This is a genomic window from Parathalassolituus penaei, from assembly GCF_026626885.1.
GTDB classification, from domain to species: domain Bacteria; phylum Pseudomonadota; class Gammaproteobacteria; order Pseudomonadales; family Oceanobacteraceae; genus Oceanobacter; species Oceanobacter penaei.
On the sequence record NZ_JAPNOA010000058.1, the window covers coordinates 188,683 to 203,615 of the forward strand.

At 55.6% G+C, this 14,933-nt stretch carries 15 protein-coding genes; 5 read left to right on the top strand and 10 right to left on the bottom strand.

Annotated features, from left to right (window positions below):
* Window positions 1-36 precede the first annotated feature (36 nt).
* Window positions 37-1,602: a cation:proton antiporter domain-containing protein gene (locus OUO13_RS17560; protein WP_283175204.1), complete on the top strand. Its 1,566-nt coding sequence runs from the start codon at window positions 37-39 to the stop codon at window positions 1,600-1,602.
* 392 nt (window positions 1,603-1,994) lie between these two features.
* Here the strand turns inward: OUO13_RS17560 and OUO13_RS17565 are convergent, their stop codons facing one another.
* From OUO13_RS17565 to OUO13_RS17585, 5 genes are all read right to left on the bottom strand, one after another.
* Window positions 1,995-2,543 (bottom strand): LOG family protein, encoded by a 549-nt coding sequence (locus OUO13_RS17565; protein ID WP_283175205.1) that lies wholly within the window; start codon window positions 2,541-2,543, stop codon window positions 1,995-1,997.
* A gap of 109 nt (window positions 2,544-2,652) precedes the next feature.
* Window positions 2,653-4,032, bottom strand: coding sequence for a PhoH family protein (locus OUO13_RS17570; protein WP_283175206.1), 1,380 nt, complete (start codon window positions 4,030-4,032; stop codon window positions 2,653-2,655).
* Window positions 4,033-4,346: 314 nt separating this feature from the next.
* Entirely contained in the window at window positions 4,347-5,849 is a 1,503-nt protein-coding gene (locus OUO13_RS17575; RefSeq protein ID WP_283175207.1) for a methyl-accepting chemotaxis protein, read from the bottom strand.
* Window positions 5,824-6,324: a PAS domain-containing protein gene (locus OUO13_RS17580; protein WP_283175208.1), complete on the bottom strand. Its 501-nt coding sequence runs from the start codon at window positions 6,322-6,324 to the stop codon at window positions 5,824-5,826. The genes OUO13_RS17575 and OUO13_RS17580 overlap by 26 nt, the downstream gene beginning before the upstream one ends.
* Before the next feature lie 21 nt (window positions 6,325-6,345).
* Complete coding sequence (locus OUO13_RS17585; protein WP_283175209.1) at window positions 6,346-6,672, bottom strand: hypothetical protein; 327 nt, start codon at window positions 6,670-6,672, stop codon at window positions 6,346-6,348.
* Here OUO13_RS17585 and trxB point away from each other — a divergent pair.
* The 3 genes from trxB to OUO13_RS17600 all read left to right on the top strand — a co-directional run bounded on the left by trxB (window position 6,655) and on the right by OUO13_RS17600 (window position 9,409).
* Window positions 6,655-7,617: a thioredoxin-disulfide reductase gene (gene trxB, locus OUO13_RS17590; protein ID WP_283175210.1), complete on the top strand. Its 963-nt coding sequence runs from the start codon at window positions 6,655-6,657 to the stop codon at window positions 7,615-7,617. The genes OUO13_RS17585 and trxB overlap by 18 nt on opposite strands.
* 364 nt (window positions 7,618-7,981) lie before the next feature.
* Window positions 7,982-8,917, top strand: coding sequence for a LysR family transcriptional regulator (locus OUO13_RS17595; RefSeq protein WP_283175211.1), 936 nt, complete (start codon window positions 7,982-7,984; stop codon window positions 8,915-8,917).
* Between the two features lie 81 nt (window positions 8,918-8,998).
* The gene (locus tag OUO13_RS17600) at window positions 8,999-9,409 is read left to right on the top strand and encodes a bacteriohemerythrin (protein ID WP_283175212.1); all 411 of its coding nucleotides are present in this window, start codon (window positions 8,999-9,001) and stop codon (window positions 9,407-9,409) included.
* Between the two features lie 30 nt (window positions 9,410-9,439).
* Here OUO13_RS17600 and OUO13_RS17605 read toward each other — a convergent pair whose 3' ends face one another.
* Both OUO13_RS17605 and OUO13_RS17610 read right to left on the bottom strand, forming a co-directional pair.
* Window positions 9,440-10,609 (bottom strand): aldose 1-epimerase family protein, encoded by a 1,170-nt coding sequence (locus OUO13_RS17605; RefSeq protein ID WP_283175213.1) that lies wholly within the window; start codon window positions 10,607-10,609, stop codon window positions 9,440-9,442.
* Window positions 10,610-10,727: 118 nt separating this feature from the next.
* Window positions 10,728-11,645: a D-hexose-6-phosphate mutarotase gene (locus OUO13_RS17610; protein ID WP_283175214.1), complete on the bottom strand. Its 918-nt coding sequence runs from the start codon at window positions 11,643-11,645 to the stop codon at window positions 10,728-10,730.
* Window positions 11,646-11,717: 72 nt separating this feature from the next.
* Between OUO13_RS17610 and OUO13_RS17615 the strand changes: the two genes are divergently transcribed.
* Window positions 11,718-12,185 carry a hypothetical protein gene (locus OUO13_RS17615; RefSeq protein ID WP_283175215.1) on the top strand — a complete coding sequence of 156 codons (468 nt, stop codon included), beginning with the start codon at window positions 11,718-11,720 and terminating at the stop codon, window positions 12,183-12,185.
* Between the two features lie 22 nt (window positions 12,186-12,207).
* Here OUO13_RS17615 and aroQ read toward each other — a convergent pair whose 3' ends face one another.
* The 3 genes from aroQ to OUO13_RS17630 form a co-directional block, all read right to left on the bottom strand.
* Window positions 12,208-12,636: a type II 3-dehydroquinate dehydratase gene (gene aroQ / locus OUO13_RS17620; RefSeq protein ID WP_283175216.1), complete on the bottom strand. Its 429-nt coding sequence runs from the start codon at window positions 12,634-12,636 to the stop codon at window positions 12,208-12,210.
* Window positions 12,637-12,755: 119 nt separating this feature from the next.
* On the bottom strand, window positions 12,756-13,775 hold the full coding sequence (locus OUO13_RS17625; protein WP_283175217.1) for an AEC family transporter: 1,020 nt from the start codon (window positions 13,773-13,775) through the stop codon (window positions 12,756-12,758).
* A 27-nt stretch (window positions 13,776-13,802) separates the two neighbouring features.
* On the bottom strand, window positions 13,803-14,738 hold the full coding sequence (locus tag OUO13_RS17630; RefSeq protein WP_283175218.1) for an AEC family transporter: 936 nt from the start codon (window positions 14,736-14,738) through the stop codon (window positions 13,803-13,805).
* Window positions 14,739-14,933: the final 195 nt, after the last annotated feature.

Sequence of the window (14,933 nt, forward strand, 5' to 3'; positions counted from 1 at the left end):
CACCGGCATAGGCCGGTGTGAACGCGGAGTGGGTGGATGGATTTTGTCTGGATTCTGGTGGCCTTCCTGTTTGGCTTCGGCTTTAAACAGCTGGGGATGCCACCGTTGGTCGGTTACCTGCTGGCCGGTTTTACGCTCAATGCTGTCGGGATGAAACCGGCTGAAAGCCTGCAGGGACTGGCAGATCTGGGTATCACCCTGATGCTGTTCACCATTGGTCTCAAGCTGCACGTAAAGTCGTTGCTCAAGAATGAGGTGTGGGCCAGCAGTGTGGTACACACTGGTTTCTGGATGGTGCTGGTGGTCGGTTTTGTCAGCGTTACCGGCTGGATCGGCCTGAGCAGCCTGCTGGACATTCCATTGATGACCCAGGTGCTGGTGGGCTTTGCTCTGAGTTTTTCGTCGACCGTCTGTGTGATCAAGATGCTCGAAGAGGCTTCGGAGTTAAAAGCCCGTCACGGCAAACTGGCGGTCGGGATTTTGGTAATTCAGGATCTGGTGGCGGTGATTTTCCTGGTGATTTCCACCGGCAAGGTGCCGTCCATTATGGCCATCGGCCTGATCGGACTGTGGTTCCTGCGGCCGTTGCTGAATCGACTGGTCAGCCAGGCCGGGCACGGTGAATTATTACCCCTGATGGGATTTTTTCTGGCCCTGGGCGGGGCGGAGCTATTCCAGCTGGTGCATATGAAAGGGGATCTCGGCGCTCTTTTGATGGGGGTGCTGCTGGCCAATCATCCGAAGTCGGCTGAGTTGTACAAATCCCTGATGGGCTTCAAGGACCTGTTCCTGATCGGCTTTTTCCTGAGTATCGGTTTTACCGCGCTGCCGACGCTGGATATGGCGATTCCGGTGCTGGTGTTAACTGCGCTGCTGGTGGGCAAATTTCTGCTGTTTTATGCCTTGTTGCTGTATTTCCAGGTATCCGGACGCGCGTCCTATCTGGCAGCCCTGTCACTGACCAACTTCAGTGAGTTTGGTCTGATCGTCGCTGATCTCAGTGTGGATAAAGGCTGGATGACCAACGACTGGCTGGTGATTATTGCGGTGGCCATGTCGTTGTCGTTTGTACTGAGCAGCTTTATCTATCGTCGTGCGCACCATGTGTATGCGGTGCGTAAAAGTGCCATCAACCGTTACGAGCGTAGGGGCGCTCACGCGACTTACGAGCGTCCTCATCACGCAGAGGTGCTGATTCTGGGGATGGGGCGGGTAGGCAAGGGCGCCTATCAGGCGCTGGAACCGGATTATGGCAATCGGGTGTGTGGTATTGAATCGGACCCGGAACGGGTGGCCTATCTCAAGCAGCAGGGCTTTAACCTGGTGCTGGGTGACGCCGACGATATGGAGTTCTGGGAGAACGTGGGGATCGATTCCATTCGCCTGGTGATGATGGCCTTGCCATCGCATCTGGAAATTATCAGCACACTGGAAATGCTGCGGATGGCCGGCTTTAAAGGCAAGGTCGCTGCTGTGGCTCGTTATGAGGACGAACGTCAGGAGCTGTTACGGCTGGGGGTTGATGTGGTGTTTAACTACTACTCGGAAGTCGGCGCCGGTTTTGCCGCTGAAAGCCGCCATCTGATTGCGGTCGAAAGTTAATCGAGGCAGCGGGCCCTTATAACCTTGCATGCATCGTCGAACTGGCCCAGCGTAGCTGGCTGCAAAATGCCCATCTGGGCGAGCCGGGATTCACCGCAACGGCCGACCCGGCCGGGGCATGGATGCCCCGCAAGGCCCGTTGGCACAGGGATGTGCCATCGGGCCGGGGTCGAAACGCCGTTGTCGGGAAATACCGGAGATACGAGCCCAGTCGGGCAAAAGCAGGGGGAGGCCCGCCCGGCCGGGGGACAAGGTCCCCCAAGAGGGCAAGCGGTGCACCCAATTAACAAGCTGTGCCGATAACATAGCCATCCAGTGTGGGTACACGGCTGAATAATGTCTATCCGGGCTTAACGGATCGAATTCGCCGTTTGTTTTTGGAACGCGAAAAATCAGTCTTCCGGTTGTTCCTGACGTAACAGTGCCAGCACTTGCTTCGGTGTTGTCAGACGCTCGGGCAGGTTTTCAGTCCAGGCAAAACCCTGCTGGTGGACGTGTTTTAACAGGTCGTACAGTGGCTGCCAGTAATCTTCGACGTCGTAACAGATGCAGGCTTTTTGATGGTTGCCAAGGCCTGCCCAGCACCAGATTTCCATCAGCTCATCGAGAGTGCCGATGCCGCCCGGCAGGGCAATAAAGGCATCGGCGAGGTCGGCCATCATGGCCTTGCGCTGGTGCATGTCACGCACCAGATGAAAGCGGGTCAGGCCTTTGTGGCCGTGTTCGCGCTCCGCCAGGTTGTCGGGCATAACGCCGATGACTTCGCCACCGGCAGCCAGAGCGGCGTCGGCAACAATCCCCATCAGGCCAGCCTTGCTGCCACCGTATACGATACCAATACCGGCTTCGGCCAGACGGGTAGCCAGCTCGGCAGCGGCCGTTGCGTAAGCAGGATTAACGCCGGGGCGCGAGCCACAATAAATAGCGACGGTTCTGATCATGATGTGTTCGTGTCCTGAAAGAGTCTTCTGACAGCATAGTCATTCAGGGCGGGATGTCACACCCCGGGAGCCGGGGCGTGACGGTTATATCGACAAAACAATACGAGTGTTAGAGATGGGTCTCGGCGTATTCCGCCAGCTCGGAACGCGGTGAGCCTTCGAGGTGAATGGTGCCGCCGTGTGAAAACTCCTTGAAGCGCTCGATCAGGTAGGTCAGGCCTGAACTGATCGGGGTCAGGTACGGGGTATCAATCTGGGCAAGGTTGCCCAGGCACACCACTTTGGAGCCACTGCCGGCACGGGTGATGATGGTTTTCATCTGGTGGGGTGTCAGGTTCTGGCATTCGTCGATCAGGATCAGGCTGTGCTGGAAGCTGCGACCACGGATGTAGTTCAGGGATTTGAACTGTAATGGCACCTTCTGCAGGATGTAATCAATGCTGCTGTTGGCGTGCATATCGTCGCTGTGCAGGGCTTCGAGGTTGTCGGTAATCGCGCCCAGCCATGGCTCCATTTTTTCCGCTTCGGTACCGGGCAGGAAGCCGATGTCCTCGTCCAGACCACGGGTTGAACGGGTGGCAATAATGCGACGGAACTGGTTGGTGGCAACCGTCATTTCAATGGCCGCAGCCAGCGCCAGAATCGTTTTACCCGAGCCTGCCTGACCACTGAGCGTCACCAGATGGATATTCGGGTCGAGTAACAGCAACAACGCCAGCGCTTGTGGCAGGTCGCGTGGTTGCAGACCCCAGGCGGTTTGCGACATCAACTGTTCGATGGGCAGATCCTGTACGATGGCTTCGTCGTCGCTGAGGTCGGTAACCCGGCCAACAAAGCCTTTTTCATCCACCAGAAAACGGTTCACATAGAGTTTTTCCGGCAAGTTGGCGCGTGGAATCCGGTGATAGGTGCCGGTCATGTCGTGGAAGGTTTCGACCTTGTCCTGGCTGTCCCAGAATGAATTCGGGTACACGTGGTAACCGGTTTCCAGCATCGACACGTCGGTCAGCAGTTGGTCGTTATGGTAGTCCTGTGCGCCGACCCCACAACTGCGTGCCTTCAGACGCATGTTGATGTCTTTGGTGATGAGGACAACCTCGCGCCGGGAATTGCGTTCCTGCAGGCTCACCAGACTGTTGATGATCTTGTTGTCGTTCAGGTGTTGCGGCAGCGTGGCATGATGGTGTTCGAGGGTATCCAGCAAAATCGAGAAGGTGCCTCGGGTTGAACCGTCCGGGCGTACAATCGGCACCCCTTTGGCTATTTCTTCCGGTGAGGCATCACCAATAATCTTGTCGATCTGGCGAATGGCTTCACGGCAATCGGTGGCAATCGACGCCTTGCCGATTTTCAGTTTGTCGAGTTCCTCCAGCACAGTCATTGGCACCACGACCTGATGTTCCTCGAAGTTGTGAATCGAAGCGGGGTCGTGGATCAGCACATTGGTGTCCAGCACATACATCTTGGTGGTGATTTTACGCGCGGCCATGATGGCACTCTCCTGGTTGCAGGGTCAGCGAAGCAAGCGAATCGGAATCGAAACGTACCGGCAAGCAGTAGGCCGGGGCAGTGGTGTGTTGGATTTGTGGGAGTGTGAGGCCCATCGGCCTCGCTTCGGAGAGAAGCAGGATGGGGGGGTAATGGCTGCGGTGAATCATTACCGCATGGTACGTGCCGACCGGTGTAACAACCGGTTGGTGCAGGGTGGTGTTGACGGGCAACATCCGCCTCCCTCCGTGGGTGTTATCCTTACTATGGCTCGGGAATGGGACGTTGCCAAGTCTGACGATACAAATCCTTTGGTCAGAACAACTCCACGTCGTTGCTGGCCGGGGCTTCGTTGCTGCCTTCGTACATGAGTTTTTCTTCGGTGAGTTTGTCGATCAGCTTGATCAGTTCGTTACTGTTGGATTCGATTCGTGCAAAGCCTTCGCGCAGGGTTTGATGCTCCTGGATGTTTTTGCGCCAGTCGCCTTTTTCAATGATGCGCAGCAGCTTGTCCATGTCGTTATGGATCAGTTCGTGCAGAGGCTCAATAGCGGCATAGGATGGCAAATGGCTGAAGTGGCTACGGCCAATTCCGGAGTGATACCACTGTCCCAGGCGTGTATTGCGTGCTGGAATATCCACGGCTTTCCATGCATCCGACTGGTTTCCTAACTCCAGCGCCTGATAACCATTCTGGACATAAATCATGTGGTCCACTTTCACCAGTGAGGCAAAACTGACGATTTCGGAATAACTGATGCGCTGATAGGTTTGCTGGGCAATATTGGCAAGATCATTAAACGATTGCTCGAAGGTCAGAGTTGAATTATGTACCGACTCACTGAGACTCGACATATTGTCGGCGGAGTTTGCCATGTCATTGCCGCTGCGGGTGAAGCGTTCCATCAGTTCGCCGATGTTAGCCGTGGCCGAGCGGGTGCTGTCGGCCAGCGTTCGTACCTCATCGGCAACCACCGCAAAACCACGTCCCGCAGATCCCGCGCGGGCGGCTTCAATGGCGGCATTAAGGGCCAGCAGGTTGGTGCGGGCGGCAATGCTGTCGATTAATGCCAGAACCTTGGTGATCTCCTGGGTCTGATGCTGCAGTTCCCGTGATGTGCTGCAAATCGAATGCGCCATGGCGGTTTGTTCCTGCAGGCGGCGGATTACCTCCCGGATATCAGTCAGCGCTTCGGTCGACAGATGGACTCCCTGGGAAGAGAAATGCTCGACATGAATCATTTCGTCGGCGACCTTGGAAAGATCGTGCTGATTCCGATTGAGGTTGGTAATCAGGCTGAGGGTTTTGGTGTGGCTGATATTACTTTCCAGTTCCTGGCAGTGTTGTAGAAAGTGGGCATGTTCCATGGACTGCAAACTGGTCGCAATCTTGTCGAGGGATTCTTTCAGCTGGCCGCGCAGGCCCTGACTCAGTGGCTTGCGGTAATAATTATTGGATGATGCTTCACGGAACGAGGCTTCTACTTCCCGGATATAGGTTTCGACCTGATCCAGAAAGCTGTTGACCCGCCGCGCCAGAATGCCGATGTTGCTATCCTCCGATACTCCGGTCAGACGCGGCTGCAGATTCCCCGCAACGGCTTCGCCCAGTACGCGTTCCAGCTGCTGGCGTTGCTGCTTGAGGGCGCGGAACTGCACCAGCCGTACAACCGTCATGAAGACGAACAGGAGGCCCGAGACCAACAGACTGATCGCGGTGACATGTTCGTCGTACATGATGATCAGGCTGATGGCCCAACACAGCATGCCCAGCAGGTGGACCCTGGCCGGATTAGAGTGAAAGGACAAATTCCGCATAACTGGCGTATTCCTTTTTGATCGCTCGCCACAGCTCGGATGAGGAACGTGGAATCTGCTCCTCCTTGCTGTGAGCAAGTTCGATTTCACGCATACGTTGGTATACGGGTTCAATCACATTGATGGCCTGACGTTTCGGGCAGCGACGCGTGGAAATGTAACCGCTGTGACGACCGTTTTCATAAACCGGCGCAACACTGGCAAATGCCCAGTAGAACCCGCCATCCTTGCAGCGATTCTTGATGTAACCAAAAAACTCCTGCTCCTGGCGCAAGTGAGACCACATCAGCTCGAATACGGCTCTTGGCATATCCGGATGACGCACAATGTTCTGGGGTTTTCCCAGCAGCTCGCGTTCGCCATAACCGGAATATCGGCAGAATTCCGGATTTGCGTAGGTAATCAGGCTGTTGATGTCGGTCTTCGACACAATCAGGACATCATCGTCCAGCAGCAATTCTTGTCCGGATGACACGCAGGCCTCCTCGGAGGTATATCAATTTGCCAGTTCAGATAGCCCGGAACGGCAGAGTTCCTGAAGTATAGATGCCACAGGCGAGGCGGCCAGTTGTTGCGCAGGAATGTCGTTATCACCATTACCTTTTATAAGGGTAATGGTGGAGCGCGGAGGTTCTTTCCATGACTGATAGCCAGAAGCCATCAGTGGATTGGCAAATAGTATTGATACAGCCCCTTGGCAACCGATAAGCTTGCCCCCATTTTGTTGGTCAAACTGAAGATCAACGAGCAAATCGGGGGCCTGTTGCCGCGCAACAGGCCGTTGCATGCCTTCTGGAGAGTTATTATGAGCGAACCGCGCCACGTCAAACTTCTGATCCTGGGTTCCGGCCCTGCTGGATATACCGCTGCTGTCTACGCGGCCCGCGCCAACCTGAAGCCGGTTATGGTGACTGGCATGCAGATGGGTGGTCAGCTGACCACCACCACCGAGGTGGATAACTGGCCAGGCGATGTACACGGCGTACAGGGTCCAGAGCTGATGGAACGTATGAAGGCGCACGCCGAGCGTTTCGAAACCGAGATCATCTTCGATCACATCAACAGCGTTGATCTGCAACAGCGTCCTTTCCGTCTGAAAGGCGACGTGGGTGAGTACACCTGTGATGCACTGATCATTGCTACCGGTGCCAGCGCCAAGTACCTGGGTCTGGACAGTGAAGAAGCGTTCAAGGGCAAGGGTGTTTCTGCCTGTGCTACCTGTGACGGTTTTTTCTACCGCAAGAAGCCAGTGGCGGTGATTGGTGGTGGTAACACAGCGGTTGAAGAAGCCCTGTACCTGTCCAACATTGCATCCGAAGTGGTGGTGATTCACCGTCGTGAAGGTTTCCGCTCCGAGAAAATCCTGGCTGACAAACTGATGGAAAAAGCCGCTAACGGCAACGTCACCATCAAGTGGAACAGCGAGCTGGACGAAGTACTGGGCGACAACATGGGTGTAACCGGCATGCGCGTTAAAAACCGCGTCACTGGCGAAACCGAAGACGTGAAAGTGGATGGTATTTTTGTGGCCATTGGTCACCAGCCAAACACTGGCATTTTCGAAGGCCAGCTGGAAATGAAAGACGGCTACCTGGTGGTACAGAGTGGCACCAACGGCAATGCTACCCAGACCAGCATTGAAGGTGTATTTGCGGCCGGTGACGTGTGTGACCACATCTACCGTCAGGCCATTACCTCTGCCGGTACTGGTTGTATGGCGGCTCTGGATGCCGAGCGTTACCTCGACAATCTGGAAGGCAAAGCCTGATAGACCCTGATGCTTCTGGCCTCTGGTGGTTTATGACCTGGGCCCGATGATCTGAAAAGCCGGTTATCCCTGATAACCGGCTTTTTTATGACGGTTCTTTTATTACGGTTCTGTTAGTGCCGTTCTTCTACTGCTGATCTGTTATTGCTGTTCTTTTACTGCTGATCTGTCAGGTGTTCGGGATTTTTTGGAATCTTTGGGAATGGAACAGGCTGATTTCCCCAATTTGTTCAGCAAATGGCCAATGACTGCCTGTCTTGCTGGCAATTGGGCAGGAATAATCCCCAACGATGGAATCTTGCTTGGTGAACTGCACCGCTCGATGCCAGAATATGCGGGTAAGCCTCTGGCCCGGAATCCTGCTGTGAACCTAGACCGCATAGACCTTAACCTGCTGGTATACCTTGATGTCCTGTTGCGCGAAGGCAGCGTTACCAAAGCTGCACAACAACTGGGTATTACCCAACCTGCCATGTCCAACGGTCTGCGCCGTTTGCGTGATCTTTTTAATGACCCCTTGCTGGTTCGCACCTCTGATGGCATGACCGCTACCGAACGTGCCCGTGAATTACAACCCGTGATTCGCAAGGCACTGGGTGAACTGGAAGCGGCGTTGCAACCGCTTGAAGAGTTTGATGCCAACAGCAGCCACCGGGTGTTTCGTATCATGGTCAGTGATTATGCCGAATCGACACTGGTGCCTGAGCTGGTAAAACGCCTGCGCTCGCTGGCGCCGGATATCATCCTTGACGTACTGACCCCGTCCGACGTGACCTTCAAGGACGTTGAAGCGGGTAAGGTCGATATGGCCATCAACCGCTTTGACGAGATGCCGCAGTCGTTCCACCAGATGACGCTCTGGCAGGACGATTTTGTGTGTCTGGTAAACCCGGATCACCCGTCGGCCGATCATTTTGATCTGGCAGCTTATCTGGCCAGTAACCATATCTGGGTAAGCAAAACCGGTATGGGGGCGGGCGTGGGGATTGATCCTGATAAAGTGATTCGTCTGGGCTGGGTGGATAACGCCCTGTCGAAGCTCGGCCACAAACGCCGGATTTCGGTGTTTACCCGTCACTACCAGATGCCGGCACTGCTGGCCCACAACAATGATCTGGTGGCGACCCTGCCTCGCAAGGTTGCGGACATGCAGGCGCAAACGGCGAACCTGCTGGTAAAACAACCGCCATTCCCGATTCCGCCATTTGAACTGAAAATGGCCTGGTCGCCGCTGGTTCAGCACCACCAGGCGCACCGCTGGTTACGACGTCTGATTGTGGAAGTTGCCCAGTACTGCTGATAACCGTCAATAAGCGCGTCACCCGATTATCGTATTGTAAAGGCAATTGCCATTTTCCAATTGATAATCGGGTATTTGCTGATGATGGACTTTAACGCCTATCCGCTGGTCGACATGCCGTTCATGAACGAAGAGCATGCCGAATTTATAGCGCTGGTAAACGCGGTGGAACAGGACCTGCGCGATGGGAAATCCGCGCTGGTTTCCCTGTCGTCCCTGATAGAACACGTTTACGCCCACTTTGCTCACGAAGAAAAAGCCATGTTGGCGGCCAGTTTTCCTCCTTACCCGGTACACAAGTCCGAACATGAACGGGTATTGAATCTGCTCGACGATCAACTGGCCGCTTATCGCCAGAACCTGGATGCCGATGCGTTGCTGGCTTTTATAACCGCAGATCTGCCGGATTGGTTTGAGCAGCACCTCGGCACCATGGACCGCGTAACTGCTCGTTACCTGAGTGCCGGTGTTGCCACTCCATGCCATGGCTGATCGCCGGGTGTTCCTGATCGGACCGGATGTTTAATCCAGCGTCACCAGCGGCTGCGGCAGGATAACTGCCTCAGCCTGCTGTTGCAGGGCCTGGATCTGCTGCTGGCTGCTGCTGACTTCTTCGGGGGTTACCAGCAGGCCAAAACGCACATAAAAACGTTTTTCTTCACTGGCCTGAATGGTTGGCACCAGCCCCAGTGTGCGCTGGTAACGACGGTTCCAGGCGAAGCTGGTACCCGGCTCAATCCCCACCACATAACCCTGCTGCAGGCTGTCGGTATTTTTCCAGATGGTCAGTACCGGCAAGGTGCTGATATCCCATGCCACTTCAATACCTTGCTGCTGGTTGGCATTACACATCAAGGCCTGAGTCAGGCCCTGCGCGTTGGCCAGTGGCAGCACGTTAAACACCATTTCATCGAAGTCTGCTGTGGGTGCTGGCATCCGGTTCCAGTCGGCCAGTCCGGTGGCGGCGTAGGGGTTAAACGGCGATAACTCGGCAACCGCAACGTGCAGCTGGCTGTTTTCTTCCAGTATCGGAGTGCCGAAGTTGTTGTGGTAAATCGCCTGATATTCACGGGCATAACTGCCGCGGTTGATCAGATGATCTTCGACATGAATCCAGGGCTCCGACGGGGTCAGGCACAGTTCGGTATGGACTTCGAAGTTGGTGAACTTGAAGCGTTTTTCATCCACCCGGCCACTGAGGCTGACGCGCCAGGGGGCCTGTTGCTCGACACGCAGGATCACGTCGTCGGCCGGAGTATTCTGGATACGGCCGTGCAGGGTCAGAAACTCGTTGCCGTCCTGACCGGGATGACCCGCCCACTGATAACCACAACGCACCAGCATTTCGTTAAAACCGTCGAGCCAGCCAAGACCGCCGGAGGCTTCCTGATTCACAAACGCCGGGTGCACCACTTCCTGCACCGGTGAGTCCCAACCAAATCGCACGTTATGGCGAGAGGCGTCGAGAATGGCCATCGCCCGTGTTGGCACAATACGCAGCTGCTTGTCGCCAACGGTCAGTGTAATCAGGCGCGAGCCTTGCTGTTTGCCACCGCACAGCAGCTGCTGTTCGATGCGGATATTCACATCCGCCGGTAATCCCATCTGGCTGGCATCAAGGGCAAACGCGCCAAGATCAATGCCCTGACGGCTGCTGAGGAGGACAATTTCAAAACAGGGAATTGCTGACATATCGGACTTCCGGGCGGCAAACAAACAGCCCGGAAGCATAATCGGCAAGCGTGATAACCGACATCGGGCTATCTGCATCAACCTTCGTTAATTGTTGCAGACCTGCCGCCAATCGGGTTCAGGAACGGCTCAGAGTCAAGGTCATGCTGTGATGTGCACCGGCTGCGAGGGTGACCACGTCATCGGCGGCATTGGCAGTTTCGACACAGAACATGGTTTGCCAGGCATCCGGCTGGAATTGGCCGAGACGACGGGCCTTGGCAATCCAAGGGTTCCAGACAATACAGCTGGCGCTCTGGTCACAACCCAGCTGCAGGGTTTGTTGTGGCGTCATCAGCTGCAGGTTCTGGTTGGTGGCTGGAAAGTAGATACGGTCGGTTTCACCGGTGAAGGAAACGTCGCCGGTTTGGGTTTTACGAACCCAGCCTTCGAGAGTTTCGAGGTATTCACGGCCGTGCAGCCCCCGAAGACGGGTTTGCTGGATGCTGGTGGTCGGGAAATAGGTGTGCAGCGCCTGACTGAACGTCAGCGGGGTGGTGCCGGTGTTCAGCGTGGTGAGGCTCATGCGCAGCGAGCGGGCGGTCATCACCCAGCGCGCTTTTACCACGGCGCTGCCGTTCCAGACGTTGGCGAATTGTTGGCCCGGTTGCAGGGTCATTTCCACTTCGACACGATCTGCAGACTCGTACAGATCACTGATATTCCATACCTGGGTGCGGGCAAAACCGTGAGCAGGCGGATTGTTGGCCATCTGCAGGTGATCCTGAACACTGGCCGGGTTGCGGTCAGCATTGCCAAACCATGGCCAGCACACCGGGATGCCACCACGAACCGAAACACCCTCGACATAATCAGCGCTGTTGCTCAGCCACACCCAGCTGTCTTGCCCGGTTGGAGCAAACTGCAGTAACTGCGCCCCCTGCAGCAGGATATCGGCACGGAAGGCTGGATGGCGGATTTCCAGACAGGCGAGGGACTTGCGTTGTACCAGCCGGGTAAAGGCGGATTTCGACAGATCAATCGGGCTTGTGGACATAGCGGGCTTCCTTCTGCAGCGGGGGCGCCTTTAAGATGGCGTTTTCAGGCGCACACTTTACCGGATTCCTGCGTGAACAAAAGTCAACTGAAACCCCTGTTACTGGCCAGCCTTGATGCTGAAATTGATGCAGCGCTGGCAGCGGCCCAGACCGCCCGTGAAGCGGCGGCTCATGAAGATAACCAGCCCGAAAACAAATATGACACCTTCAGCCTGGAAGCGGCTTATCTGGCGCATGGTCAGTCAGAGCGGATTCTGGGTTTGCAGCAGGAGCGTATTCAGCTGGCCCGTTGGCAAGTGCCGGAGTTTGATGACGACAGCACGGTAGCAACCGGCGCCCTGATTGAACTGGCGGCCAATGGTCAGCAACGTCTGATCTGGATTGCGTTACTGGGCGGGCGGATTCTCGATACCGACGAGGGCAACAAGGTACAGGTGATCAGTCAGCAGACGCCGCTGGCGGCACGTTTGCGGGGCTTGGGTCTGGAGGATGTGCTGGTGCTGGATGGGGTATCGTGGGAGATCGTTGGTCTGCAATAACCAACGATCATCCGGCCCGCCATTAACGGGCGAAGTATTCCAGAGCGACCTGGTAACCCAGAGTGCCCATACCGGCAATCACGGCTTCCGCGCGCAGGGAAACATAAGAGTGGTGACGGAAGGATTCACGCTTGTGCACGTTGGAGATATGTACTTCTACCACCGGTGCTTCGAACGCATTCAGGGCATCCAGAATCGCCACAGAGGTGTGAGTATAAGCGGCTGGGTTGATGATAATGCCCTGGGCTTTTTCACGAGCTTCGTGAATCTTGTCGATGATGGCACCTTCGTGGTTACTCTGGAAAAACTCGATTTCCAGACCCAGAGTGGCAGCGCGGGCACGCACCTTGGCTTCGACGTCTGCCAGGGTTTCAGAACCGTAGATTTCTGGCTGGCGTTTGCCCAGCAGGTTCAGGTTCGGGCCGTTTAATACGTAAATAGTTTTGCTCACAGGTATCTCCCGCAGGGCTTGGTCAAAGGCCGACATTCTGCCCCAGAGCAGGGGCCCTTAACCATGAAATTTGTAGCGTCAGATATGCCCTGAATCATCGTCGGGCACTCCCATCGGCATTACATGTCGCCCCCTCGCAGACGTGGCCACCCCAGTAACCAGTCCGGGAATACCTCTGTGCCCAATTCCAGAAAGCCGGTGGCTCCAAACAGCCAGAACGCAAACGAGATGGTAAAAAACGAGGCGATGGTGCCAACCAGCAAGGTCGCCGCCGCGACGCCGTCATAACCGTATTTGGCCGACAGGATCGGATAGATACTCAGCATCGGCGAACAGGCCATCGCCACCGCGGCTACCTGCAATTGCGGGTCGAAGTCAGGGAAAATCAGCAGCAGAATCATCATAACCAGCGGGTGCAAAACCAGTTTGCCAACGGCCGGGGTCAGGATTTCCGCCATCGAGCCCTTGAGCGCACTTAACGACAGACCCGCCAGCATGCCGCCAATGGTAATCAGTGCCAGCGCTCCGGATGCACCGGCGGTCATCTGTACGGCTTTTAATAACGGGCCGGGCAGCTGAATTTCCAGAATGGATGCCAGCAGACCGGCGGTAATCGACAGACTGACCGGGCTTTTCACCAGCAGGGCCAGGGTTTTGAATACCGACATCAGCACACTGCCTTTGCGATTCTGGCCGGTCTCTGCCAGCACCAGCGCCAGCGGAATAATCACCGCGTTTTCGATAATCATACAGAGCGCCAGCGCTACAGTTGCGGTCGGGCCAACCAGTGCAGTCACCAGCGGAAAACCGATATAACCACTGTTGGAACAGGTCGAGGCGAGGGCATTCAGTGTGCTGCTGACAAACGGCTGGCCACGTTTCAGGTGGCAATACAGCAACACACCCATAAACAGCCCCACAGAGCCGATGCCGTATAACAGCAGATAGGTGCCGTTCATGACTTCATCAAAGGAGCGCTGTGACAACGACACAAAAATCAGCGACGGTAGCAGCACCATAGTTACCAGACGTCCGAGGGTGGGCACCTCGGACGGCTTGAGGATTCCGCGTTTTACCACCAGAAATCCGATGGCAATCAGAATAAAGATGGGTGTGGTAACAAACAGGACGTTGAGCATGCAAGGGCACTCCGGCCCTTACGGACCTCAGGGTGTTAACATAAGGTACAACACGGCCGACAGCGTAAAGAAGGCCGCAACCGTGGTGCCAAGCAGGGCGCTGGCACAAAAATTTCTCAGTCCGTAGTTACCACCAATAATCGGGTAGATACTGAACATCGGCATCGCCGCGAACAGAATGGCGGCCAGCTGCAGGTTGCGATCAAAATCGGGCAACAGCAGCACCAGCGTACACACCATCAATGGGTGCAGGATCAGCTTGCCACCGGCAACCATACCGATGTCGCGCAGGTCGCTGCGAATCGAGTTGCCAACCAGCGAACCACCAATCACAAACAGGGCTACCGAGGCGGCGCCATTACCGAGGATCGTCAGGGTCCGGTTGACGAATTCCGGCAGGCTGATGCCCAACGCTGATACCAACAGGCCACATACAATTGACACAATAATCGGATTGCTGGCCACCCGTTTTACAACCTGAATCACCACTTCATGCATACGGCCGCCATTGGCAGCACCGGATTCCGCCAGCAGCAGCGCCATCGGCAAAATCAGAATGTTTTCGACCATAACCGACATGGCCAGCGCATTCAGTGGTGGTGAGTCAAACGCCTGCATAAACACCGGCAACCCCACAAACATGGTGTTTGGCATGGTGCTTCCAAGAGCCCGGACGGCACTTTGTGACAGGCTGTTTTTCAGCCACAGACGATACACGAGCACCATGATCAGCTGGGCGGCCAGAGCGCCACCGGCGTATACCAGAATGTAGTCCATCACGATGACTTCGGAGAAGTTCATGCGGGCGACAGTGGCAAAGCTCAGGGCTGGCAGCAGGAAATACAGAACCAGTTTGGCGAGGGCAGGCAAGACATCTCGCGGCAGGAATTCGCTGCGAATGGCCATAAAGCCCATGGCGATAATGGCAAAAATCGGAGTAATGATGGACAGAACCGTCAGCATGGATGAGCAATCTCGGACTGAATTGGAATAAACCGGACGCTTCCGGCAAACGGCATCCTACAAGGCTGGCCGTTTACACTCATCTTTCCGGCGATTCGAAATTCGCCGAGTCTATCGGCTTTTGTGAATATGCTCAGGCGGTTGTGGCCCCGTTACACCGGGAACACTGTATTCCGTTTCTGGTATGGACTACGT

Bases quoted from the DNA above. Each gene is read 5' to 3' on its own strand.
- OUO13_RS17570 (WP_283175206.1), bottom strand. From the start codon at position 4,032: ATGGCCGCGCGTAAAATCACCACCAAGATGTATGTGCTGGACACCAAT.
- OUO13_RS17565 (WP_283175205.1), bottom strand. From the start codon at position 2,543: ATGATCAGAACCGTCGCTATTTATTGTGGCTCGCGCCCCGGCGTTAAT.
- OUO13_RS17575 (WP_283175207.1), bottom strand. From the start codon at position 5,849: ATGCGGAATTTGTCCTTTCACTCTAATCCGGCCAGGGTCCACCTGCTG.
- OUO13_RS17625 (WP_283175217.1), bottom strand. From the start codon at position 13,775: ATGCTCAACGTCCTGTTTGTTACCACACCCATCTTTATTCTGATTGCC.
- OUO13_RS17630 (WP_283175218.1), bottom strand. From the start codon at position 14,738: ATGCTGACGGTTCTGTCCATCATTACTCCGATTTTTGCCATTATCGCC.
- OUO13_RS17605 (WP_283175213.1), bottom strand. From the start codon at position 10,609: ATGTCAGCAATTCCCTGTTTTGAAATTGTCCTCCTCAGCAGCCGTCAG.
- OUO13_RS17610 (WP_283175214.1), bottom strand. From the start codon at position 11,645: ATGTCCACAAGCCCGATTGATCTGTCGAAATCCGCCTTTACCCGGCTG.
- OUO13_RS17600 (WP_283175212.1), top strand. From the start codon at position 8,999: ATGATGGACTTTAACGCCTATCCGCTGGTCGACATGCCGTTCATGAAC.
- trxB (WP_283175210.1), top strand. From the start codon at position 6,655: ATGAGCGAACCGCGCCACGTCAAACTTCTGATCCTGGGTTCCGGCCCT.
- OUO13_RS17560 (WP_283175204.1), top strand. From the start codon at position 37: ATGGATTTTGTCTGGATTCTGGTGGCCTTCCTGTTTGGCTTCGGCTTT.